The sequence below is a fragment of the Acinetobacter sp. I-MWF genome, assembly GCF_025433935.1.
Taxonomy (GTDB): domain Bacteria; phylum Pseudomonadota; class Gammaproteobacteria; order Pseudomonadales; family Moraxellaceae; genus Acinetobacter; species Acinetobacter guillouiae.
In genome coordinates, this window is sequence record NZ_JAMBAR010000033.1 from 1 (window position 1) to 307 (window position 307).

Consider the following 307-nt stretch of genomic DNA (forward strand, 5'->3'; position numbering starts at 1 on the left):
GCAGGATGCCGGACAGATGATTATCATGGGGGTTTCCGCCGAGGGATATCCCGATGAATTCACTCGCCGCTTTCCCGATCAACCGCAAATGGCCCGCCCAGCATCCGGAACGCCTGCAACTGTATTCGCTGCCCACGCCCAACGGGGTAAAAGTCTCGATCATGCTCGAAGAGCTGGGCCTGCCCTACGAGGCGCACAAAGTCAGCTTCGAGACCCAGGACCAGCTGTCGCCCGAGTTCCTGTCGCTGAACCCCAACAACAAGATTCCCGCGATCATCGACCCTAACGGCCCCGGCGGTCAGCCGTT

At 60.3% G+C, this 307-nt stretch carries 1 protein-coding gene; it reads left to right on the forward strand.

Annotated elements, in window-relative coordinates:
- Window positions 1-53: 53 nt before the first annotated feature.
- On the forward strand, window positions 54-307 hold a 254-nt coding region (locus tag M2R48_RS21235; RefSeq protein ID WP_262087609.1), incomplete at its 3' end, for a glutathione S-transferase N-terminal domain-containing protein.